This window comes from Streptomyces sp. NPDC049577, from assembly GCF_040675635.1.
Lineage (GTDB): Bacteria > Actinomycetota > Actinomycetes > Streptomycetales > Streptomycetaceae > Streptomyces.
Genome location: NZ_JBFAPH010000073.1, coordinates 1 through 21,072, shown reverse-complemented (window position 1 = coordinate 21,072; position 21,072 = coordinate 1). Strand labels below are relative to the sequence as shown.

Sequence of the window (21,072 nt, the reverse complement as noted above, 5' to 3'; positions counted from 1 at the left end):
CCATCCGCTTCACGCGGACCGCTGTGAGCGTGATCAGTGCCGCCGCACACCAGCACGGTCAGAAGTTCGCCGGATTCGTCGGCGACGCCGCCCTCACGGACCACGCGCGCGGGCTGAGCGCCCTGACGACCGTACGGGCGTCCCGGGCGGCCGCCCGGCAGCGGGCCGGACGGGCGGGCCGCGAGGCGCCGGGCACGGTGTACCGCTGCTGGTCCGAGGCGGACGACGTGCGGCTGCCGGCCTTCCCGGCCGCGGAGATCACGGTGGCGGACCTGACGGCCTTCGCGCTGCAGACCGCCTGCTGGGGCGATCCCGACGCGTCCGGTCTCGCCCTGCTCGACGCTCCCCCGCCGGGTGCCATGGCGGCCGCCCGGACGGTCCTGGCCGCCACCGGCGCGGTCGGCGCGGACGGCCGTCCGACGGAGCGCGGTCGCGCGATGGCGCGCCTGGGCGTCCATCCGCGCCTGGCGCGCGCCCTCCTCGACGGGGCGCGCGAGATCGGCGCGCGCCGGGCGGCGGAGGTCGTGGCCCTGCTGAGCGAGGAGCCCCCGAGGGACTACGGCGACGATCTGGCGGCCGCCTGGCGCACGGCCCGTCGCGGCGGCGACGCCTATGCGACGCGCTGGCGGGCGGAGGCCCGCCGTCTGGAGCGTGCGGTGCGGGGTCTCGTGCGAGGGGCCGACGGGGAGTCGCTCGCCGAGGACGACGTCCCCGCGGAAGATCTCGCCGGCCCGGCCGGGGGCGGCGCGCGGGGTGCCATGAGTGACGACCTCGCGGCCGGGCTGGTCGCGGCGTTCGCGTTCCCGGAGCGGGTGGCCCGGGCGCGGGGTGAGCGGGCGTTCCTGATGGTGTCCGGCACGCGGGCCGAGCTGGGGGACGGCTCCCGGCTGGCGGGTTCGCCCTGGCTCGCGGTGGCGGTCGCGGACCGGCCGGTGGCGGCGGCTTCGGCGCGGGTGCGGCTGGGTGCGGTGATCGACGAGGAGACGGCCCGGTCGGCGGCCGGCGCGCTGTTCGCCGAGGGCGACGAGGTGTGCTGGTCGGAGGAGCGGCGGGACGTGGTGGCCCGGCGGGTACGGCGGCTGGGGGCGGTGGAGCTGGCCGAGGTGCCGCTGCGGGAACCGGATGCCGCGCTCGTACGGGCCGCGCTGCTGGACGGTCTGCGGCGCGAGGGGCTGGGGTTGCTGCGGTGGACGGCCGAGGCGGCCGGGCTGCGGCAGCGGCTGGCGTTCCTCCACCGGGAGCTGGGCGATCCGTGGCCGGACGTGTCGGACGAGGCACTGCTGGGAAGCGCGGAGGACTGGCTGGGCTGGGAGCTGGACCGGGCGGGCAGGCGCGCGGATCTGGAGCGGCTGGACGCGGGCAGGGCCCTGGAGCGGCTGCTGCCGTGGGCCACGGGCGAGGCGGCGCGGCTGGAGGAGCTGGCTCCCGAGCGCGTCGAGGTCCCGAGCGGCTCACGGATCCGTGTGGACTACGGCGGCGAGCAGCCGGTGCTCGCGGTGAAGCTGCAGGAGCTGTTCGGCCTGGAGCAGACGCCGCGCGTCGCGGGTGGGCGCGTGCCGCTCCTGGTGCACCTGCTGTCGCCGGCCGGACGCCCGGCGGCGGTCACGGCGGACCTGGCGTCGTTCTGGCGGGACGGCTACCGCTCCGTCCGTGCGGAGCTGCGGGGCCGCTACCCGCGACACCCGTGGCCCGACGACCCCACCACCGCCACCCCGACCCGCCGCACGAACACGCGCCGGGCGTAACGGCGGCACACGCCTGCCGGGCGGATCTTCGCAGGGGGGGCGGCCCGGCACGTCGTGGCCGCCCGCCGCCGCGGAGGAGGAAGTACCCACCGCAACGGCAGCCGTAGCGCTCGGCGCCGCGGCGGCGGAAGAACTGTCCACTGCAACGGCGAGAAGCCACCGTGATCAATCGCCATCGGGTGAAGGAAGAAGTACCCGCCGCAACGGCGAGAAACCACCGCAGTGAGGGCCCGGCGGCATTCCGCGAACACCGCGACCGCACGCCATGGGCGCCCGCTGCCGCGGCGGGAGAAGAACCGACCGCTTCAACGGCGACGAGCCACTGCCATCACTCGCCGGCCCGGCGGGGGATAAGGATCCCGCCGCAACGGCGGCACACCACCGCGGCGGGAGTCCGGTGGCATGGGCAAATACCGCAACCCGCGTCGCGGCCGCCCGCCGCCACGGCGGGGAAGAGCCGACCGCCGAAACGGCGGCGAGCCACCACGGCCAGGGGCCAGGGGCCCGCGGCATCCGCGGGCACCGCGGACCCGCACCTCACGACCCGCCGGGCCCCGCCTAGGGCAGGTAGCGCTCGATGGCGGCGGCCCCCTTTTCCGCGATGTGCTGCTTGGCGCGCTCGACGCGCTCCGGTGTCACGTCGTGGCCCGAGGCCATGACGAGGTCCTCCGGGTCGAAGGGCCGCTCGGCGCCGGTGTAGAGCCGGGTCGGGCGGGACGTGGTGGACGCGTCCTCGGGAGTCTCCTTCACGGCGAGCCTCCTCTGCTCGGGCCCCCGGTCCGGGGGGCCGGCCGTTCGGGTTGTCCCTCCATCGTGCTCCACCCGTCGTCCGTTTGCCCGGCGATCTCGGTGTCCGCCGGGGCGGTACGCGGGCGGGAGCGGGCTTCGAGCAGGAGGGCCGCGGTGAGGAGGGCGGCGCCGAGGCCGAGGAAGCCCCACGGGAGGTAGCCGGTGAGCAGCAGGACCAGCTGCCGCTGCGAGCGGACGAGGGCGACGGTGGCGTCGACGTAGTCGGGGCGCATGGTGACGTGCCCGGCGAAGGCGGTGATCGGTTTCTTCTCGGGGTGGCCGGTCCAGCGGAGTTCCTCCCGGTGGATCTCCTCGCCGTTGACGGGGGCGCCGGTGGTGGGGTCGACCCAGAACATGCGGCGGGTGGTGTACCAGCGTTCGAGGCCGAGGGCGCCGATGGTGTCGGGGGTGATGCCGAGCGGCAGGGTGCGGGGGACGGGGACGTGGGTCCAGGGCACGGTCTGCTCGAAGTAGTAGACCTCCAGGCCGTGGAAGGTGCGGGTGCCGCGGTAGTGGATGGGGGCGGAGGTGCGGGTCTGCATGTCGAAGTAGCGGTAGTCGCGTTTCTCGACGAGGAAGGGCCACTTGTACTCGATGCCGTCGCGGCGCACGGGGGTGCCGTCGACGTTCTCGCCGCCGGCGTGGACGGGCTGCTGGCTGTGGGCGTCGAAGACGTAGCGCTCGGGGATGCGGGAGACGAGGGCGCCGTCGGGTCCGGCGACGTAGGTGAGGGTGTCCCAGACGACGACGTCGCGGCCGGTGGCGCGGGAGACCTTGCGGGCCTGTTCGACGTTGCCCTTGAGGGTCTGGACCATGGTGACCTTGGGGACCGTGCGGGGCTGGAGCGTGGCGTAGTCGACGAGGGTGGCGTCCTCGGCCTCCAGGACGACGGCCTGGTACTGGCCGGCGGGCACCTTGGCGAGCCGGGGGAAGGCGTACCAGCGCAGCAGCGGGGAGAGGGTCCCGAAGAAGACGGCGAGGGCGAGGAGGACGAGCCCGGCTAGGCGGCGCACGGCGGTGGCCGGGGCTAGGGGTGTGCGGGGGCGGAGGTCAGCAGGGGCTTGGGCGAGGTCTCGCCCCGGGGCGGGCCGATGGCGGTGACGGCCAGGACGAGGGCGAGGGCGGCGGCCAGTCCGATGGCCGCGGCGGCCAGTGCGCGCATGCGAAGCCCCTTCCCGCAGCTGACGAGGCGTCAGGGTTGGGGCACGGTAGCAACGCCCGCCGGAGATGAGAACCGCGCGGTACGGGCCTTCCCCCGGGGGAAGGCCCGTACCGGTGAGCCGGTCAGTGCGCGGCGGACTCCCAGTCGCCGCCGACGCCGACCGACACGTCGAGCGGGGCGCGCAGCGTGACGGCGGCGGCCATCTCGCGGCGGACCAGGTCCTCCGCCTTCTCGCGCTCGCCGGGGGCGATCTCCAGCACGATTTCGTCGTGGACCTGGAGCAGCATCCGGGAGGTCAGTCCCTCGGCGTCGAGCGCCTTGCCGACCCGCAGCATGGCCTGCTTGACGATGTCGGCGGCGGTGCCCTGGATCGGGGCGTTGAGCGCCATCCGCTCGGCCATCTCGCGGCGCTGGCGGTTGTCGCTGTTGAGGTCGGGGAGGTAGCGGCGGCGGCCGAGCATGGTCTCGGTGTAGCCGGTGCGGCGGGCCTCCTCGACGACGCGCTGCAGATAGTCGCGCACGCCGCCGAACCGCTCGAAGAAGGTGTCCATCAGCACGCCGGCCTCACCGGGCGTGATGTTCAGCTGCTGGGACAGGCCGAAGGCGGACAGACCGTAGGCCAGGCCGTACGACATGGCCTTGATCTTGCGGCGCATCTCGGCGTCGACCTCGGACTTGGCGACGCCGAAGACCTGGGAGGCGACGGTGGTGTGCAGGTCCTCGCCGGAGGTGAAGGCCTCGATCAGGCCCTCGTCCCGGGAGAGGTGGGCCATCACACGCAGTTCGATCTGGCTGTAGTCGGCCGTCATCAGCGACTCGTAGCCCTCGCCGACGACGAAGCAGCGGCGGATGCGGCTGCCGTCGGCGGTGCGCACCGGGATGTTCTGCAGGTTCGGGTCGGTGGAGGAGAGCCGGCCGGTGGCCGCCACCATCTGGTTGAAGGTGGTGTGGATGCGGCCATCGGCCGCGATGTTGTTGATCAGGCCGTCGACCGTGGTGCGCAGCTTGGCGCGGTCCCGGTGGCGCAGCAGGATGACGGGCAGCTCGTTGTCCGTCTGGGCCGCGAGCCAGGCCAGGGCGTCGGCGTCGGTGGTGTACCCCGTCTTGATCTTCTTCGTCCTGGGCAGGCCGAGCTCCTCGAAGAGGACCTCCTGGAGCTGCTTGGGCGAGGAGAGGTTGAACTCGCGGCCGGCGGCGCGGTGCGCCTCGGTGACGGCCTGCTCGATCTCGGCGAGGTACTCCGCGGAGAGCTTCTCCAGGCGTTCGCGGTCGACCGCGATGCCGTCGCGCTCCATGCGCACCAGCAGATCGCCGACCGGGAACTCCAGCTCGCGCATCAGCTCCAGGGCGCCCACTGCGGCCAGCTTCGGCTCGTAGAGCCCGCCGAGGTCGAGGACGGCGCGGGCCTCCAGCATGAGCTTCTCGGCGGCCTCCTTGTCGGCCGTGCCGTCGAAGTCGAACGCCTGCTGGCCGGCCTCGGCCTTGTCCGGGTCGACCCGGGGCAGGGTGCGGCCGAGCTTGTCCTCGACGAGCACCTCCAGCTCGGTGAGCTGGCGCTTGCCCTTGTTGAACCGCACCTTGCCGGCCCGCTTCTGCCGGTGCCGGTTGAGCGGATCGGTCTCGAACAGGCGCGCTCCGGGCTCGTCCAGGTAGGCGGCGACGGCGGTGTCCATCGTGACGCCCGCGACGTCCCAGCCGCGCTCGGCGAAGACGCGCACGACACGCTTGGCCATGTGCAGCACCTTGGGCAGGGAGGCGTCGGCCAGCCAGGCGGCGAACGCCCGGTCGTCGCCCTCGGACAGCTCCTGCGGCACGAACCAGCAGGCGCGGCCGTCGGGCAGCGCGAGCGCGACCTCGTGCACATCACCGCTGCCCAGCTTCCAGTCGTAGCCGGCGGCGATCGCGGTGGGCGTGCCGGCGGGGACGGACGCCAGCCAGGGCCCGAGCTCGTCGGTGCCCAGCATGCGGCCGTCCAGCTCGATCTCGACCTCCTGGGCGGCCTCCGTCACGGCCGCGGCCGGGTCGGTGCCGAAGAGGCGGTCGCGCAGGCTCTTGTTACGGATCTCCAGCCGGTCCAGCAGCTCGCCGAGGGCGGGCAGGTCGTAGGCGTCGCGCACCAGGCCCTCGGGGCCCGTGGACAGCTCGACGTCGCGCACCATCTCGGTCAGCCGGCGGTTGAGCTTGACCGCCTCCAGGTGATCGCGGAGGTTCTGCCCGGCCTTGCCCTTGACCTCCGCCACGCGCTCGACGAGCTCGGCGAACGAACCGAACTGGTTGATCCACTTCGCGGCGGTCTTCTCGCCGACGCCCGGGATGCCCGGCAGGTTGTCGGACGGGTCGCCGCGCAGCGCCGCGAAGTCCGGGTACTGCGCCGGGGTCAGACCGTACTTCTCCATGACCTTCTCGGGCGTGAAGCGCGTGAGCTCCGAGACGCCCTTCGTCGGGTAGAGCACGGTGACGTCATCGCTGACCAGCTGGAACGAGTCGCGGTCACCGGTGACGATCGAGACGTGGAAGCCCTGGGCCTCGGCCTGGGTGGTGAGCGTGGCGATCACGTCGTCGGCCTCGAAGCCGTCGACCGCGAACCGCGGGACCCGCATGTGATCCAGCAGCTGCCCGATCAGCTCCACCTGGCTGCGGAACTCGTCGGGCGTCTTGGAACGCGTCGCCTTGTACTCCGGGAACTCCTCCGAGCGCCACGTCTTGCGCGAGACGTCGAACGCCACCGCGAAATGCGTGGGCGCCTCGTCACGCAACGTGTTCGCCAGCATGGAGGCGAAGCCGTACACCGCGTTCGTGTGCACGCCGTCGGAGGTCGTGAAGTTCTCCACGGGCAGCGCGAAGAACGCCCGGTACGCCATGGAATGCCCGTCCATCAGGAGCAGGCGGGGCCGGCCTCCCTCCACTGCCTTCGTGCCGGACGATTCGGTCGACGCGTTCGCTTCGGTCGCTTCGGACGGTGTCTTCGATGCCTTTGCTGCCACGCCCACGATCCTGCCACGCCCCACCGACAATCCGGACCGGCCGCCTCGTCGATCACCCTCCCCACGCCCGTTGCCGGCCCCCCGTGACAGGATGCCGCCGTACGCGAGAACCACCCACCGCGCAGCACCGACCGCTCAAGGGGGAGCGAGATGGCAGCCAAGCCGCCCACCGGCGATCCCGTACAGGACGCGCCCGACGTCACCGCCCCGCAGCACGCCGCCGCCGGCCTCCCCGCCATCGCCCACTCCCTGCGCGTCGCCCAGCGGCAGATGGGCGTGCGCCGCACCGCCCTCACCCTCCTCAAGGTCAACCAGAAGGACGGCTTCGACTGCCCCGGCTGCGCCTGGCCCGAGCCCGACAAGCGCCACGCCGCAGAATTCTGCGAGAACGGCGCCAAGGCCGTCGCCGAGGAGGCCACCCTCCGCCGCGTCACCCCCGACTTCTTCGCCGCCCACCCCGTCGCCGACCTCGCCGGCCGCAGCGGCTACTGGCTCGGCCAGCAGGGCCGCCTCACCCACCCCATGTACCTCGCCGAGGGCGCCGACCACTACGAACCCGTCACCTGGGAACGCGCCTTCGACATCGTCGCCGAGGAACTCCACGCCCTCGCGAGCCCCGACGAGGCCGTCTTCTACACCTCCGGCCGCACCAGCAACGAGGCCGCCTTCCTCTACCAGCTCTTCGCCCGCGAGTTCGGCACCAACAACCTGCCCGACTGCTCCAACATGTGCCACGAGTCCTCCGGCTCCGCACTGACCGAGACCATCGGCATCGGCAAGGGCAGCGTCCACCTCGAAGACCTCCACCAGGCCGACCTGATCATCGTCGCCGGGCAGAACCCCGGCACCAACCACCCACGGATGCTCACCGCCCTGGAGAAGGCCAAGGCCGCCGGCGCCCGCATCATCACCGTCAACCCGCTGCCCGAAGCCGGCCTGGAGCGCTTCAAGAACCCGCAGAACGCCCGCGGCCTCGCCGGCACCGGCACCGCACTGGCCGACCTCTTCCTCCAGATCCGCCTCGGCGGCGACCACGCCCTCTTCCGGCTCCTCAACAAGCTCGTCCTGGAGACCGAGGGCGCCCTCGACACCGCCTTCATCGACGAGCACACCCACGGCTTCGAGGACTTCGCCCGCCTCGCCCGCACCGCCGACTGGGACACCACCCTGCGCGCCACCGGCCTGCCCCGCGAGGACATCGAACGCGCCCTGCGCATGATCCTCGACTCCCGCCGCACCGTCGTCTGCTGGGCCATGGGCCTCACCCAGCACAAGCACGCCGTCCCCACCATCAAGGAGGTCGTCAACCTCCTCCTGCTCCGCGGGAACATCGGCCGCCCCGGCGCCGGCGTCTGCCCCGTCCGCGGCCACAGCAACGTCCAGGGCGACCGCACCATGGGCATCTTCGAACGCCCCGCCCCCGCGTTCCTCGACGCCCTGGAGAAGGAATTCGGCTTCGCGCCGCCCCGCCACCACGGCCTCGACGTCGTCCGCGCCATCCGCGCCCTGCGCGACGGCACCGCCAAGGTCTTCTTCGCCATGGGAGGCAACTTCGTCGCCGCCACCCCCGACACCGACGTCACCGAAGCCGCGATCCGCCGCGCCCGGCTCACCGTCCACGTCTCCACCAAGCTCAACCGCTCCCACGTCGTCACCGGAGCGCGCGCCCTCATCCTGCCCACCCTCGGCCGCACCGAGCGCGACCGCCAGGCCGCCGGCGACCAGTTCGTCACCGTCGAGGACTCCATGGGCATGGTCCACGCCTCCCGCGGCCGCCTCGCCCCCGCCGGCCCCCAGCTGCTCTCCGAACCCGCCATCGTCTGCCGCCTGGCCCGCCGCGTCCTCGGCCCCGCCAGCACCACACCCTGGGAACAGTTCGAAGGCGACTACGCGACGATCCGCGACCGCATCGCCCGCGTCGTCCCCGGCTTCGAAAACTTCAACACCCGCGTCGCACGCCCCGGGGGCTTCACCCTCCCCCACGCACCCCGCGACGAACGCCGCTTCCCCACCACCACCGGCAAGGCCAACTTCAGCGCCACCGAGGTCACCTGGCCCCAGGCCCCCGAAGGCCGCCTCCTCCTGCAGACCCTGCGCTCCCACGACCAGTACAACACCACCATCTACGGCCTCGACGACCGCTACCGCGGCATCAAGAACGGCCGCCGCGTCGTCCTCGTCAACCCCGACGACGCCGCCGGCCTCGGCCTCGCCGACGGCTCCTACGCCGACCTCGTCAGCGAATGGACCGACGGCAGCGAACGCCGCGCCCCCGGCTTCCGCGTCGTCCACTACCCCACCGCCCGGGGCTGCGCCGCCGCCTACTACCCCGAGACCAACGTCCTGGTCCCCCTCGACCACACCGCCGACACCAGCAACACCCCCGCCAGCAAATCCCTGGTCATCCGCATCGAGCAAGCGGCCACCCCGGCGTCCGGCGCCCCCGGGACCACCTGATAGGACGGTCCCGCACCGGGCCTCCCGGCCCGCCGGCCGGCACGACCCGTACGCGCCCGTACGACCCGCACACCGCAACGACCGAGGACGATCGGAGCCGCCACGCATGGGCGAGCAGACCCAGACCACCTTCCCCCAGACCGTCGTCGACCAGTGGGCCGAGACCGGCACCGACCTGCCCACCCTCTTCTCCGCGGGACACCTCGGCGAACGCATGGGCCTGACCGTCGTCGAAGCCTCCCCCGAACGCGTCGTCGGCACCATGCCCGTCGAGGGCAACACCCAGCCCTACGGCCTCCTCCACGGCGGCGCCTCCGCCGTCCTCGCCGAAACCCTCGGCTCCGTCGGCGCCATGCTCCACGGCGGCCCCGCCCGCATCGCCGTCGGCGTCGACCTCAACTGCACCCACCACCGCGGCGTCCGCTCCGGCCTCATCACCGGCACCGCCACCCCCGTCCACCTCGGACGCACCACCGCCACCTACGAAATCGTCATCACCGACGAACACGACAAGCGCGTCTGCTCCGCCCGCCTCACCTGCCTGCTGCGCGACGCCCCCACCGCCTGACCGGCACCCCACCGGGAGGGAGGCCCCGGCTCCGCACCGGACCGCTTCCCTCCCCCGCCCCACCGCCCTAACGTGCCCCCATGAAGGCCGCACGCACGAGGGCCACCCCCGCCCTGACCGGCTGCCTCACGGCGGGCTGCCTCGCGCTGGGCTGGCTCGCGACGGGCTGGCTCCTCGCCGGCTGCTCCGACACCCCCGCCGGCCACCGCGCCACAGCCACCACCACGGTCCTCACCACCCCCTCCCCCGCCCCACAGGTCAAGGTCTGCACCGACCTCATCACCTACTGGGCCGAGCAGGAACTCACCGGCGGCACCTGGGCCGGCCTCGACTGGGAACAGAAAGGCCTCTCCAACGCCCAGTACGAGATCTACGACGACGTCGTCCACGCCGCCCGCGCCGAACAACAGGCCCACGGCACCGACGCCGCCCTCCGGACCATCCGGCAGCAGACCGCACAACGCTGCACCGCCGCCGACGGTGCCACCCACAGCTCCGAGAACTGGCGCCCACCGGACTGACCCCGGCAACCACCCCCAGGGCTCAGCCCCGGGCCACTCCCCGGGCCGCTCCCCGCGCCGGGTCCCGGGCCGGATCCGGCCACCCCACCGGCACCCCCGCAAACCGGAATGTGATCTCCGTCATAACAAGACCATCACATCGTCGTCCGCACCTCTGCCCCAGGTCGCCGCACCCCCCTAAAGTCACGGCCCATCACAACCCGCCGGGCGGATCGCACCCCATCAGCACGCACCTTTCACCATGCCCGGCCAGCGAGACGGCACCTCACCAGAGGCCGCCGCGCCAGGGAAAGGAATCACCGTGCGACACCGCTCCTTCCTGCTTCTCACCACCGCGATCACCACCGGCGCCCTCGCCCTCACCGCCTGCGGATCACGCGACGACAAGGGCGACACCGGCAGCGGCGACGACGGCGGCAAGAAAACCACCGTCACCATAGGCGTCGACGCCCCCCTGACCGGCTCCCTCTCCCCCCTCGGCCAAGGCATCAAGAACTCCGTCGACCTCGCCGTCCGCACCGCCAACAAGAACAACGAGGTCAAGGGCGTCACCTTCACCTCCCAGGCCCTCGACGACCAGGCCGTCCCCGGCACCGGCCAGCAGAACGCCACCAAACTCGTCGCCGACAAGAACGTCCTCGGCGTCGTCGGCCCCCTCAACTCCGGCGTCGCCCAGTCCATGCAGGGCGTCTTCGCCAAGGCCAACCTCACCCAGGTCTCCCCCGCCAACACCAACCCCGCCCTCAGCCAGGGCGACAACTGGGCCAACGGCCAGAAGAACCGTCCCTTCAAGACCTACTTCCGCACCTCCACCACCGACATCATCCAAGGCCGCTTCGCCGCCCAGTACTACTACAACGACGCCAAGAAGAAGAAAGTCTTCGTCGTCGACGACAAACAGACCTACGGCGCCGGCCTCGCCACCATCTTCGCCCAGGAATTCAAACGCCTCGGCGGCGACATAGCCGGCACCGACCACCTCACCGTCAAAGAAACCGACTTCTCCGGCATCGCCAACAAAATCAAGAACTCCGGCGCCGACTCCGTCTACTTCGGCGGCCAGTTCCCCGAGGCCGGACTCCTCTCCGACCAGATCAAGAAAGCCGGCGCACACATACCCCTCATGGGCGGCGACGGCATCTACGACCCCGGATTCATCACCGCATCCGGCGAAAGCAACGACGGCGACCTCGCCACCTCCGTCGGCTACCCCGTCGAAAAACTCGACTCCGCCAAAACCTTCGTCGACAACTACAAGAACGCCAACTACAAAGACCCCTACGCCGCCTACGGCGGCTACGCCTACGACGCCGCCTGGGCCATCGTCCAAGCCGTCAAGAAAGCCGTCGACGACAACAACGGCAAACTCCCCACCGACCCCCGCGGCAAAGTCCTCGACGCCATGAGCAAAGTCTCCTTCGACGGCGTCACCGGAAAAGTCTCCTTCGACCAGTACGGCGACACCACCAACAAACAACTCACCGTCTACCGCGTCAAAGGCAACACCTGGGAATCCGTGAAGAGCGCCACCTTCCAGGACTGACCAGCACCGCCGGCCCCACCGCCGCACCCCGCAACACCACCGCGCGAGGACGCCACACCACCCCGCCCTCGCGCGGCGCCACATCCGACACCCGCATCGGAGGCCCGCGGTGCACGAACTGCCGCAAACACTGGTCAGCGGACTCGCCCTCGGGGCCCTCTACGGCCTCATCGCCATCGGTTACACCATGGTCTACGGCATCGTCCAGCTCATCAACTTCGCCCACGGCGAGATCGTCATGATCGGAGGCTTCGGCGCCCTCACCATCCACCTCTGGCTCCCCGGCCTCCCCCTCGGAGCCATCCTCCCCCTCATGCTCCTCGGCGGCGCCATCAGCTCCGTCGCCGTCGCCACCGCCGCCGAACGCTTCGCCTACCGCCCCCTGCGCACCGCCCCCCGACTCGCCCCCCTCATCACCGCCATCGGCCTCTCCATCGCCCTCCAGCAAATCGTCTGGGCCTTCTACCCCGACGCCAAGAAATCCCGCAACTTCCCCCAGTTCGGCGACGCCTTCCAAATCGCCGACAACCTCCGCATCCAACGCGACGACCTCTTCGTCCTCATCGCCGCACCCCTGTGCATGCTCGCCCTCGGCCTCTTCGTCGCCAAAAGCCGCACCGGCCGCGCCATGCAGGCCACCGCCCAGGACCCCGACACCGCAAAACTCATGGGCGTCAACACCGACCGCATCATCGTCCTGGCCTTCGCCATCGGCGGCGCCTTCGCCGCCGTCGCCGCCGTCGCCCAAGGACTCCGCGCCGGCCAGATCAACTTCGAAATGGGCTTCATCCTCGGCCTGAAAGCCTTCACCGCCGCCGTCCTCGGCGGCATCGGCAACATCTACGGCGCCATGCTCGGCGGAGTCGTCCTCGGCATCGCCGAAACCGCCTCCACCACCTACATCCAGCACATCCCCGGAATGCACCAACTCGGCGGCGGCGGCTGGAAGGACGTATGGGCCTTCGTACTCCTCATCGTCGTCCTCCTCGTCAGGCCACAAGGCCTGCTCGGCGAACGCGTCGCGGATCGGGCGTGAGACATCCATGACTCAGGACACCCACGAAACCACCCCCGCCATACCCCTCCCCCTCGGCACCGCCCGCGCCCTCACCGCCGCCGGCGCCCTCGCCACCGCCGCCAGCACCTTCCTCCCCTGGACCTGGACCACCGCCTTCCCCGGCAACCTCACCCTCACCGGCTACCCGGGCGGCCTCCAACTCCTCACCCTCACCGGCAGCATCCTCACCCTCCTCCATCTCCTCGCCACCTGCCACACCCCAGGACTCCGCTGGCTCAACCCCACCCGCGGCCACACCGCCACCGTCTACCTCGCCACCGCCACCCTGGCCACCACCTGGTACACCCTCATCGCCATCACCACCCGCCTCGGCGGCATCGTCAACCTCGAACCCGGCGGCTACCTCACCGCCGTCACCACCCTCCTCACCCTCATCGGCACCCTCGCCCTCCCCCTCCACCGACGCACCACCACCGGCTACCCCGACCACGGCCCCCTCGCCAACCCCCTCCTCCGCGGCATCGCCCGCACCCTCCGCCCCGGCCCCCAACGCCACCCCCTCCCACCCCCACGCCCACTCCCCACCTGGGCCGAAATCCTCATCATCGCCGCCGCCTTCGGCCTCGCCCTCGCCGTCCTCACCTACGGCATCGGCACCGCATACGGCGAACTCTTCACCGGCTTCCTCCTCCTCACCGGCTTCACCACCGCCGCCCTCTTCAAAGCCGGCCTCATCAACCGCCTCAGCACCCTCACCCACAAACACCGCAACATCACCGTCACCGCGGCCTTCCTCGCCGCCGCCGCCTTCCCCCTCACCCAGGACACCGACGAATACACCCTCATCGTCGTCAACATCCTGATCTTCGCCACCGTCGCCCTCGGACTCAACGTCGTCGTCGGCCTCGCCGGCCTCCTCGACCTCGGCTACGTCGCCTTCCTCGGCGTCGGCGCCTACACCGCCGCCCTCGTCTCCGGCTCCACCGCCTCCACCCTCCACATCCACTTCCCCTTCTGGGCCGCCGTCCTCACCGGCGCCGCCGCCTCCCTCGTCTTCGGCGTCGTCATCGGCGCCCCCACCCTCCGCCTCCGCGGCGACTACCTCGCCATCGTCACCCTCGGATTCGGCGAAATCTTCCGCATCACCGTCGGCAACCTCAACGGCGAATCCGGCCCCTCCCTCACCAACGGACCCAACGGCATCCCCAACATCCCCGACCTCGCCATCGGCTCCTACAACTTCGGACAAAAACAAACCTTCTGGGGAATCACCCTCAACCCCTTCGCCAACTACTACCTCCTCATGCTCCTCGTCACCATCGTCGTCGTCCTCGTCTTCAGCCGCGCCGGAAACTCACGCATCGGCCGCGCCTGGATCGCCATACGCGAAGACGAAACCGCCGCCACCGCCATGGGCATCAACGGATTCCGCCTCAAACTCCTCGCCTTCGCCCTCGGCGCCACCCTCGCCGGACTCGCCGGCACCATCCAGGCCCACGTCGCCTACACCGTCGTCCCCGAACAATACGTATTCGCCGGACCCGTACCCCCCAACTCCGCCTTCCTCCTCGCCGCCGTCATCCTCGGCGGCATGGGCACCATCACCGGCCCCCTCCTCGGCGCCGCCCTCCTCTACCTCATCCCCGCCAAACTCCAATTCCTCCAGGACTACCAACTCCTCGCCTTCGGCATCGCACTCATCCTCCTCATGCGCTTCCGCCCCGAAGGAATCATCCCCAACCGCCGGCAACAACTCGAATTCCACGAGGCGGAAACCCCACCGGGCACCGGACCCTCAGGCCCCGCCGGACCCCTCGGCCCGACCGGCCTCACCAAGGCGGAGGCATGACCACCATGACCGAAACGACCCCCGCACCCCCCACATCCACACCCCCCCTACTCGCCGCCACCGGCGTCACCATGCGCTTCGGCGGACTCACCGCCGTACGCTCCGTCGACCTCACCGTCCACCCCGGCCAGATCGTCGGACTCATAGGCCCCAACGGCGCCGGAAAAACCACCTTCTTCAACTGCCTCACCGGCCTCTACACCCCCACCGAAGGCACCGTCACCTACCAAGGCAACCGACTACCCCCCAAACCCCACCTCGTCACCCAGGCCGGCATCGCCCGCACCTTCCAGAACATCCGCCTCTTCGCCAACATGACCGTCCTCGAAAACGTCCTCGTCGGCCGCCACACCCGCACCAAAGAAGGACTCCTCGCCGCCCTCCTCCGCGGCCCCCGATTCCACCGCGCCGAAAAAGCCTCCGAACAACGCGCCATGGAACTCCTCGAATTCACCGGCCTCACCCCCAAACGCGACCACCTCGCCCGCAACCTCCCCTACGGCGAACAACGAAAACTCGAAATCGCCCGCGCCCTCGCCAGCGACCCAGGACTCCTCCTCCTCGACGAACCCACCGCCGGAATGAACCCCCACGAAACCCGCACCACCGAAGAACTCGTCCTCGCCATCCGCGACCAAGGAACCGCCGTCCTCGTCATCGAGCACGACATGCGCTTCATCTTCAACCTCTGCGACCGCGTCACCGTCCTCGTCCAAGGCCAAAAACTTACCGACGGCACCCCCGAAACCGTCCAGCGCGACGAACGCGTCATCGCCGCCTACCTCGGCACCCCCACCACACCCACCACCGAGGCAGACACGGACACAAACGCCAACGCAAACGCAGAGGCAGAGGCAGACGCGGAGGCAGACCAATGACCACCACCCCACTCCTCGAAGTCCACAACCTCCGCGTCGCCTACGGAAAAATCGAAGCCGTCAAAGGAATCTCCTTCACCGTCCACACCGGCCAAATAGTCACCCTCATCGGCACCAACGGCGCCGGAAAAACCACTACACTCCGCACACTCTCCGGCCTCCTCACCCCCCTCGCCGGAACCATCCACTTCGACGGCCACCCCCTCACCGGAACCCCCGCCCACCAAATCGTCGCCCGCGGCCTCGCCCACTCCCCAGAAGGCCGCCACATCTTCCCCCGCCTCACCATCGCCGAAAACCTCCAGCTAGGCGCCTTCCTCCGCAAGGACACCGCCGGCATCAACCACGACATCCAACGCGCCTACGACCTCTTCCCCATCCTCGGCCAACGCGCCGGACAAGCCGCCGGAACCCTCTCCGGCGGCGAACAACAAATGCTCGCCATGGGCCGCGCCCTCATGTCCCGCCCCAAACTCCTCATGCTCGACGAACCCTCCATGGGACTCTCCCCGATCATGATGCAGAAAATCATGACCACCATCGCCGAACTCAAATCCACCGGCACCACCATCCTCCTCGTCGAACAAAACGCCCAAGCAGCCCTCACTCTCGCCGATCAAGGCCACGTCATGGAAACCGGCCGCATCACCCTCTCCGGAACCGGCACCGACCTGCTCCACGACGAATCCGTCCGCAAGGCCTACCTCGGCGAGGACTGAACACACAAAAAAGGGCCCGCGCCCTCCCGGACGCGGACCCCTTGTTTCGCTTTTCAAAAAGCAGCGGAAATTACTTCCCCGACTTCTTGTCCTGCTTCTCCTTGGCATCCTCGATGACCGCCTCGGCCACCGCCTGCATCGACATCCGCCGATCCATCGACGTCTTCTGAATCCACCGGAACGCCGCCGGCTCCGTCAGCCCGTACTGCGTCTGCAGCACGCTCTTCGCCCGGTCCACCAGCTTCCGCGTCTCCAGCCGCTGAGAAAGATCGGCGACCTCCCGCTCCAGCGCCCGCAGCTCCGCGAACCGCGACACCGCCATCTCGATCGCCGGCACGACATCGCTCTTGCTGAACGGCTTCACCAGGTACGCCATCGCCCCGGCGTCCCGCGCCCGCTCCACGAGCTCGCGCTGCGAGAACGCGGTCAGCATCAGCACCGGCGCGATCGACTCCCCCGCGATCCGCTCGGCCGCGGAGATCCCGTCGAGCACCGGCATCTTCACATCCAGGATCACCAGATCCGGGTTGTGCTCCCGCGCGAGCGCCACGGCCGTCTCCCCGTCGCCGGCCTCACCCACGACGGAGTAGCCCTCCTCCTCCAGCATCTCTTTGAGGTCGAGCCGGATGAGGGCCTCGTCCTCGGCGATCACGACACGGGTGGTGTGCGGAGGGGTGTGCTGCGGCTCGTCGTCGACGGGCGGCTGGGGCTCGGCGGCGGTCACGGGTCTCCTCGGTGCGGGCAGATACTGCTCGCACGAGCCTACCTAGGTCATGTAAGTTTGAGCACGGAGGGGGTATACACTGCCCTTGGATAGCAAGGCCCCGGTAGCCCAATTGGCAGCAGGCGATGGATTCAAAACCCATACAGTGTCGGTTCGAGTCCGACCCGGGGCACTTTACCTTTAATTCGAAGGTCGCCTAGTTTTCCCGGCGATTGGGAATCTTCATCCCTGTCGGTGAACATCGCTTCGAATCACTCCGTTCGCGGCGGGCTCAGGTGCATGCTCGCGCCTATGTACGACGTCGCAACCCGTCAGCACGCCCTTGCCCTCGTCGATCAAGGCCGCAGCCTCAATTCTGTGAGCAAGGAAACCGGCATATCGCGGGCCGCGATCCGATCGTGGCAGACCAGGATCGAGCCCCGCGCGTGCGGCACGTCCTGTTCGCGGTGCGGGCCCAGCCCGCAACCACCGGACGATCCCGCTGCGTACGCGTATCTGCTCGGCCTCTACCTTGGGGACGGATGCGTCAGCAGGCAACGGGGCACCTACGCTCTCCGCATCGCGTGTTCGGACACATGGCCCGGTCTCATCGCAGCCTGCCGAGAGGCGATCAAGCAGGTACGCCCCGAGAACAGCGTCTGCGTCGTTCAGAACAAGGGCTGTGTCCATGTGGCCAGCACGAGCCGCCACTGGGTATGCCTGTTCCCCCAGCATGGTCCAGGGAGGAAGCACGAGCGGCGTATCGTTCTCGAGCCGTGGCAGCGGCAGATCGTAGACGTACACCCCTCGGAGTTCCTGCGTGGGCTGATCCACTCAGACGGCTGCCGGATCACCAACTGGACAACCCGCGTGGTGGCTGGGGAGCGCAAGCGATACGAGTACGTTCGCTACTTCTTCAGCAACAAGTCCGGTGACATCCTCAAGCTCTTCTGCGACACCCTCGACAAGGTGGGCGTCGAATGGAAGAGCACCCGTCGCTGCAACGGACTCCACAACATCTCCGTCGCCCGCCGCGCCTCCGTAGCCCTCATGGACACCCACGTCGGCCCGAAGCACTAGAGCCTGTCTGATGGGTCTGATACGGCCATCAACTGCTGGGGGCTCACAGTGCTTCTCGTGCGCTCCGGGAAGCCTTCTGGACGCCCCTTCGGTGCCGGTGCGCGGGCTGGGGGTGGGGAATGCTGTCAGCCAACTCATCCCATGCGCCAACACGCGCACACCCTTGGGAGGCGTGTCATGGACCGTGTTCGCGGGTTCATCGCCATCATTGCGGCAAGTACGCCCCTTGCGTGGGGAAGCATCGTGCTGGCTACTCCCGCTCAGGCAGCTCCGCCGCCACCGCCGCCCAGGCTCGCCACCGTCGGTGGCGTCGACCCCGTCAGGGGCGTCACCAGTACCGCCAACACCCTGCCCAAGGTCGGTCTCGATGCCAACACCCTCACCGGCAACGGCGTCCCCAAAGTCGGTGTCGACCCCAAGGGACTTACGAATCCTGCCGGTAGCGGCGTCGGCAATACCGTCAGGAGCCTCGGCGGTACCGTTAGTGGCGTCGGCGGTACCGTCGGTACCGTCGGTGGCGTCGGCGGTGTCCTCGGCAGTGGCAAGCCGTCATAGGCAGCCGCTTCGGCTGACAACGTGCTCGTGACCGCGGGGTCCGCTTGCCGGAGACGATCGGTCCGCGCTTGCGGGCGCCGGCCGCGTGCTGGTGAGCCCGGAGGACGGTCGGATCCACACCGGCCATGGACCAGTCGATCCGTCCCTCCGCCTCCGCGTCTGCCTGACGGCCGTGGAAGATCCGCTCCCAGGTTCCGTCCGCCGACCATCTGCGATGGCGGTCGTACACCGTCTGCCGACTGCCGGACCGGGTCGGCAGATCCCGCCATGGAATTCCCGTGCGCAGCCGGAACGGAATCCCGTTGACCACTCTGTGGCGCCACTTCCACCGCCCGCCCCGTCCGGAGTTCTTCGGCAGGTGCGGTTCCAGCCGGGCCCAATCCGCCTCGCTCAAAATCGCCGCGCCCCACTCGGCCGAGAACGACCCATGCCCCAGGCGGTCACCGACTCATCAGACACGCCCTAGGCCCCCGATGGCAGGATCTCAGGATGGCGACGAATCAGCCCTCGGCAGGACTGCACACCGACCTGCTGGCGGCGAAGACACTGGTGTACGACCCGAGCGGCTTCGCCTGCTCACCGCCGGTGCCCGAACCCGAGAGTGCCGAGTACGCGGCTCACGGGTTCACGCTCGACGGGTTGTCGGTCCGGTTCCGCGTGGCCAGGACCACCCCGACGAAGGCCGGCCAGTTCGTCACCGTGTGGCAGCGGTCCGCGGAAGGGCCGATCCGGCCCTTCGATGCCTCGGACGGCGTTGATCTCTTCGTCGTCAGCAGCCGCGACAGCGGTCACTTCGGGCAGTTCGTGTTCCCGCGGGACGTGCTGTGCGAGCGCGGCATCGTGTCCCGGAACGGCTCCGGCGGGAAGCGGGGGTTCCGTGTCTACCCGCCGTGGGTGGCCACGACCAGTCGTCAGGCATCCGGCACTCAGGCCTGGCAGGTGAACCACTTCCTGATGCTCGGGGAGGACGGGCCTGTCGACATGGCGCGTGCCCGGTCTCTCTACCACCCGTAAGGCCGGCTTTGACGTCGTCAGCCGAGTCGTCCCTCCACAAGCGGGCGCTCAGGTGAGGAGTTCGGCGAGCTGGGCCATCTCGGTGGGCGGGTCGACCACCGGTTGGATGAGGAGCTCAGCGACTCCTGCCTGTTCCAGGGCGGTGATGCGGGTGCGGAGGTCGTCGCGTGTGCCGACGAGGGCCACGTTGTTCATCAGCGAGGGCAGGACCAGGTCCCGGTCCTGCGGTGCGATGCGTCCCAGGTAGTTGGGGTAGAGCTTGGTGTACCGGTCCGGCGCGGTGGCGGTGGTGCCACGTCGGTCGAGGAGTTTTCGCACCGCCTCGCGCTGGTCGGGGTCGAGTTGTCGGGCGAAGGCGGGTGTGTCGGCGGCGTAGTCCAGTAGCGACAGGACGAGGTGGCCTGTCGTGTCCCGGGCCGCGTCGCTGTCGGCGTCCTCGTTGTCGCGCAGCAGGTGGAGTGCGGTGATGACGTAGGAGTCGGGGTTGTGGGGCGTGCCGTGGGCGGCTTGGCGGCGGGCGTGGTGCAGTGCGCGCCAGGCGGTGGGGTCGAGGAGGCCGAAGGAGATGAGGCCGGTGCCGCGGCGGCCGGCGACGGCGGCGGCTTTGGGTCCGTGGAGCGCGGCTACGACGAATTCGATGGGGTCGGTGGTGTTCACGTGCGCCCCGGTGTGCAGGAAGCGGATGTCGCGGACCTGGTCTCCTTCGCGGTACTCGGTCGGGCGTCCGGCGCAGAGATTCTGCAGTGTCGTGGTGAAGTTCTCCAGGGTGGCTGTCGTGGTCGGTTGCATGCCGAGTGTGCGTCGGGCGGTGTTTCCGGTGCCGATCCCGCAGATGATCCGGCCTGGTGCCAGGGCGTTGAGGCTGGCGAATGCGGTTGCTGCGGCCGGGGCTGAGCGGAGCGCCGGTGAGGTGACGCCGATGCCGAGCCGGATGTGGCGGGTGGCTTTGGCGCTCAGGCTCAAGGTGACGAAGGGGTCGCCGTGGAGCATCGGGGTGTCGTTGACCCAGAAGCTGTGCAGGCCCAGTTCCTCGGCGTGTGCGGCGAGGTTCTCCGCGCCGGGGTGTGCGGGGACGACGACGCCTGCGCGCATCGGGCCTCCCGGGTGCGGGGATCGGGTCGGGCCTTCTCATGCTGGCAGGTCCCGGGGCTGAGGCCCATGTCCGGGGCGTTGTCGGTGGTACTACCAGGATGGTTTGTGGCGGCCCGCATGCCGATAGCCTCCCTTCGTGATCGAAGGTGGGAGCGGTGAGCGGGTCGGTGGTGGTCTTGGGACGCGAGGCTGGGGTGCCACGCGTTCGTGGGTGGAGGGGCGACTCGCTGATGGGGAGCGGATAGAGGGTGCCGAGCGCTTGCGTGGTGGTTGGACCTCGGATATGCGCAGCTTGGATGTCCACGACCGCCCACGCCCTGGGCGCCAGGCGGTCGATCCACTCGTTGAATGTGATTGGCTCTCCCGTGGCCGGGTCGTTGCCCATCGAGGTCCAG

General features: G+C 70.0%; 18 protein-coding genes, 1 tRNA gene and 2 pseudogenes. 14 read left to right on the top strand and 7 right to left on the bottom strand.

Annotated features, from left to right (window positions below):
* Positions 1-1,745, top strand: a 1,745-nt coding sequence (locus AB0K09_RS11600; protein ID WP_366065134.1) for an ATP-dependent helicase C-terminal domain-containing protein, incomplete at its 5' end; no start/stop codon positions are given.
* Between the two features lie 558 nt (positions 1,746-2,303).
* On the opposite strand, the gene AB0K09_RS11595 is transcribed toward AB0K09_RS11600, so the two are convergent.
* The 4 genes from AB0K09_RS11595 to polA form a co-directional block, all read right to left on the bottom strand.
* Positions 2,304-2,495 carry a hypothetical protein gene (locus tag AB0K09_RS11595; RefSeq protein WP_366065133.1) on the bottom strand — a complete coding sequence of 64 codons (192 nt, stop codon included), beginning with the start codon at positions 2,493-2,495 and terminating at the stop codon, positions 2,304-2,306.
* Entirely contained in the window at positions 2,492-3,547 is a 1,056-nt protein-coding gene (locus AB0K09_RS11590; RefSeq protein WP_366065132.1) for a DUF3068 domain-containing protein, read from the bottom strand. Before AB0K09_RS11590 ends, AB0K09_RS11595 begins: the two co-directional genes overlap by 4 nt.
* A gap of 14 nt (positions 3,548-3,561) precedes the next feature.
* Complete coding sequence (locus tag AB0K09_RS11585) at positions 3,562-3,696, bottom strand: SPW_0924 family protein (RefSeq protein ID WP_366065130.1); 135 nt, start codon at positions 3,694-3,696, stop codon at positions 3,562-3,564.
* A 122-nt stretch (positions 3,697-3,818) separates the two neighbouring features.
* The gene (polA, locus tag AB0K09_RS11580) at positions 3,819-6,572 is read right to left on the bottom strand and encodes a DNA polymerase I (RefSeq protein WP_366065129.1); all 2,754 of its coding nucleotides are present in this window, start codon (positions 6,570-6,572) and stop codon (positions 3,819-3,821) included.
* A gap of 258 nt (positions 6,573-6,830) precedes the next feature.
* Between polA and AB0K09_RS11575 the strand changes: the two genes are divergently transcribed.
* The 8 genes from AB0K09_RS11575 to AB0K09_RS11540 all read left to right on the top strand — a co-directional run bounded on the left by AB0K09_RS11575 (position 6,831) and on the right by AB0K09_RS11540 (position 16,233).
* Positions 6,831-9,137 carry an FdhF/YdeP family oxidoreductase gene (locus tag AB0K09_RS11575; protein ID WP_366065128.1) on the top strand — a complete coding sequence of 769 codons (2,307 nt, stop codon included), beginning with the start codon at positions 6,831-6,833 and terminating at the stop codon, positions 9,135-9,137.
* A 106-nt stretch (positions 9,138-9,243) separates the two neighbouring features.
* A complete protein-coding gene (locus AB0K09_RS11570; RefSeq protein WP_366065127.1) occupies positions 9,244-9,705 on the top strand; it encodes a PaaI family thioesterase in 462 nt (153 codons plus the stop codon).
* An 80-nt stretch (positions 9,706-9,785) separates the two neighbouring features.
* Positions 9,786-10,226 (top strand): hypothetical protein, encoded by a 441-nt coding sequence (locus AB0K09_RS11565; protein ID WP_366065126.1) that lies wholly within the window; start codon positions 9,786-9,788, stop codon positions 10,224-10,226.
* Between the two features lie 301 nt (positions 10,227-10,527).
* Complete coding sequence (locus tag AB0K09_RS11560; protein WP_366065125.1) at positions 10,528-11,769, top strand: branched-chain amino acid ABC transporter substrate-binding protein; 1,242 nt, start codon at positions 10,528-10,530, stop codon at positions 11,767-11,769.
* A 109-nt stretch (positions 11,770-11,878) separates the two neighbouring features.
* Positions 11,879-12,805 (top strand): branched-chain amino acid ABC transporter permease, encoded by a 927-nt coding sequence (locus tag AB0K09_RS11555; RefSeq protein WP_366065124.1) that lies wholly within the window; start codon positions 11,879-11,881, stop codon positions 12,803-12,805.
* 7 nt (positions 12,806-12,812) lie between these two features.
* Positions 12,813-14,636, top strand: coding sequence for a branched-chain amino acid ABC transporter permease (locus AB0K09_RS11550; RefSeq protein WP_366065123.1), 1,824 nt, complete (start codon positions 12,813-12,815; stop codon positions 14,634-14,636).
* Complete coding sequence (locus AB0K09_RS11545) at positions 14,633-15,514, top strand: ABC transporter ATP-binding protein (RefSeq protein ID WP_366065122.1); 882 nt, start codon at positions 14,633-14,635, stop codon at positions 15,512-15,514. The genes AB0K09_RS11550 and AB0K09_RS11545 overlap by 4 nt, the downstream gene beginning before the upstream one ends.
* A complete protein-coding gene (locus tag AB0K09_RS11540; RefSeq protein WP_366065121.1) occupies positions 15,511-16,233 on the top strand; it encodes an ABC transporter ATP-binding protein in 723 nt (240 codons plus the stop codon). Before AB0K09_RS11545 ends, AB0K09_RS11540 begins: the two co-directional genes overlap by 4 nt.
* A gap of 70 nt (positions 16,234-16,303) precedes the next feature.
* Here the strand turns inward: AB0K09_RS11540 and AB0K09_RS11535 are convergent, their stop codons facing one another.
* Positions 16,304-16,957: a response regulator gene (locus AB0K09_RS11535; RefSeq protein ID WP_366065120.1), complete on the bottom strand. Its 654-nt coding sequence runs from the start codon at positions 16,955-16,957 to the stop codon at positions 16,304-16,306.
* A gap of 97 nt (positions 16,958-17,054) precedes the next feature.
* Between AB0K09_RS11535 and AB0K09_RS11530 the strand changes: the two genes are divergently transcribed.
* The 3 genes from AB0K09_RS11530 (at position 17,055) to AB0K09_RS11520 (ending at position 18,571) form a co-directional block, all read left to right on the top strand.
* Positions 17,055-17,129: transfer RNA gene (locus AB0K09_RS11530), tRNA-Leu, on the top strand.
* A gap of 119 nt (positions 17,130-17,248) precedes the next feature.
* Positions 17,249-18,016, top strand: a complete 768-nt coding sequence (locus AB0K09_RS11525; protein ID WP_366065119.1) for a transcriptional regulator — start codon at positions 17,249-17,251, stop codon at positions 18,014-18,016.
* A gap of 177 nt (positions 18,017-18,193) precedes the next feature.
* Positions 18,194-18,571 carry a hypothetical protein gene (locus AB0K09_RS11520; RefSeq protein ID WP_366065118.1) on the top strand — a complete coding sequence of 126 codons (378 nt, stop codon included), beginning with the start codon at positions 18,194-18,196 and terminating at the stop codon, positions 18,569-18,571.
* A 31-nt stretch (positions 18,572-18,602) separates the two neighbouring features.
* Here the strand turns inward: AB0K09_RS11520 and AB0K09_RS11515 are convergent.
* Positions 18,603-18,968: pseudogene (locus tag AB0K09_RS11515) on the bottom strand (IS5 family transposase); the annotation flags it as partial.
* Positions 18,969-19,060: 92 nt separating this feature from the next.
* On the opposite strand from AB0K09_RS11515, the gene AB0K09_RS11510 reads away from it, so the two are divergent.
* A complete protein-coding gene (locus AB0K09_RS11510; protein ID WP_366065117.1) occupies positions 19,061-19,585 on the top strand; it encodes a MepB family protein in 525 nt (174 codons plus the stop codon).
* A gap of 48 nt (positions 19,586-19,633) precedes the next feature.
* Here the strand turns inward: AB0K09_RS11510 and AB0K09_RS11505 are convergent, their stop codons facing one another.
* Positions 19,634-20,677 carry an LLM class flavin-dependent oxidoreductase gene (locus AB0K09_RS11505; RefSeq protein ID WP_366065116.1) on the bottom strand — a complete coding sequence of 348 codons (1,044 nt, stop codon included), beginning with the start codon at positions 20,675-20,677 and terminating at the stop codon, positions 19,634-19,636.
* A gap of 139 nt (positions 20,678-20,816) precedes the next feature.
* On the opposite strand from AB0K09_RS11505, the pseudogene AB0K09_RS11500 reads away from it, so the two are divergent.
* Positions 20,817-20,978 (top strand): annotated as a pseudogene (locus AB0K09_RS11500) (aminoglycoside phosphotransferase family protein); the annotation flags it as partial.
* Positions 20,979-21,072 lie beyond the last annotated feature (94 nt).

Coding starts and splice junctions, on each gene's coding strand:
- AB0K09_RS11585 (WP_366065130.1), bottom strand. CDS start 3,696: ATGCGCGCACTGGCCGCCGCGGCCATCGGACTGGCCGCCGCCCTCGCC.
- polA (WP_366065129.1), bottom strand. CDS start 6,572: ATGGACGGGCATTCCATGGCGTACCGGGCGTTCTTCGCGCTGCCCGTG.
- AB0K09_RS11575 (WP_366065128.1), top strand. CDS start 6,831: ATGGCAGCCAAGCCGCCCACCGGCGATCCCGTACAGGACGCGCCCGAC.
- AB0K09_RS11570 (WP_366065127.1), top strand. CDS start 9,244: ATGGGCGAGCAGACCCAGACCACCTTCCCCCAGACCGTCGTCGACCAG.
- AB0K09_RS11565 (WP_366065126.1), top strand. CDS start 9,786: ATGAAGGCCGCACGCACGAGGGCCACCCCCGCCCTGACCGGCTGCCTC.
- AB0K09_RS11550 (WP_366065123.1), top strand. CDS start 12,813: ATGACTCAGGACACCCACGAAACCACCCCCGCCATACCCCTCCCCCTC.
- AB0K09_RS11545 (WP_366065122.1), top strand. CDS start 14,633: ATGACCACCATGACCGAAACGACCCCCGCACCCCCCACATCCACACCC.
- AB0K09_RS11540 (WP_366065121.1), top strand. CDS start 15,511: ATGACCACCACCCCACTCCTCGAAGTCCACAACCTCCGCGTCGCCTAC.
- AB0K09_RS11525 (WP_366065119.1), top strand. CDS start 17,249: ATGTACGACGTCGCAACCCGTCAGCACGCCCTTGCCCTCGTCGATCAA.
- AB0K09_RS11520 (WP_366065118.1), top strand. CDS start 18,194: ATGGACCGTGTTCGCGGGTTCATCGCCATCATTGCGGCAAGTACGCCC.
- AB0K09_RS11510 (WP_366065117.1), top strand. CDS start 19,061: ATGGCGACGAATCAGCCCTCGGCAGGACTGCACACCGACCTGCTGGCG.
- AB0K09_RS11505 (WP_366065116.1), bottom strand. CDS start 20,677: ATGCGCGCAGGCGTCGTCGTCCCCGCACACCCCGGCGCGGAGAACCTC.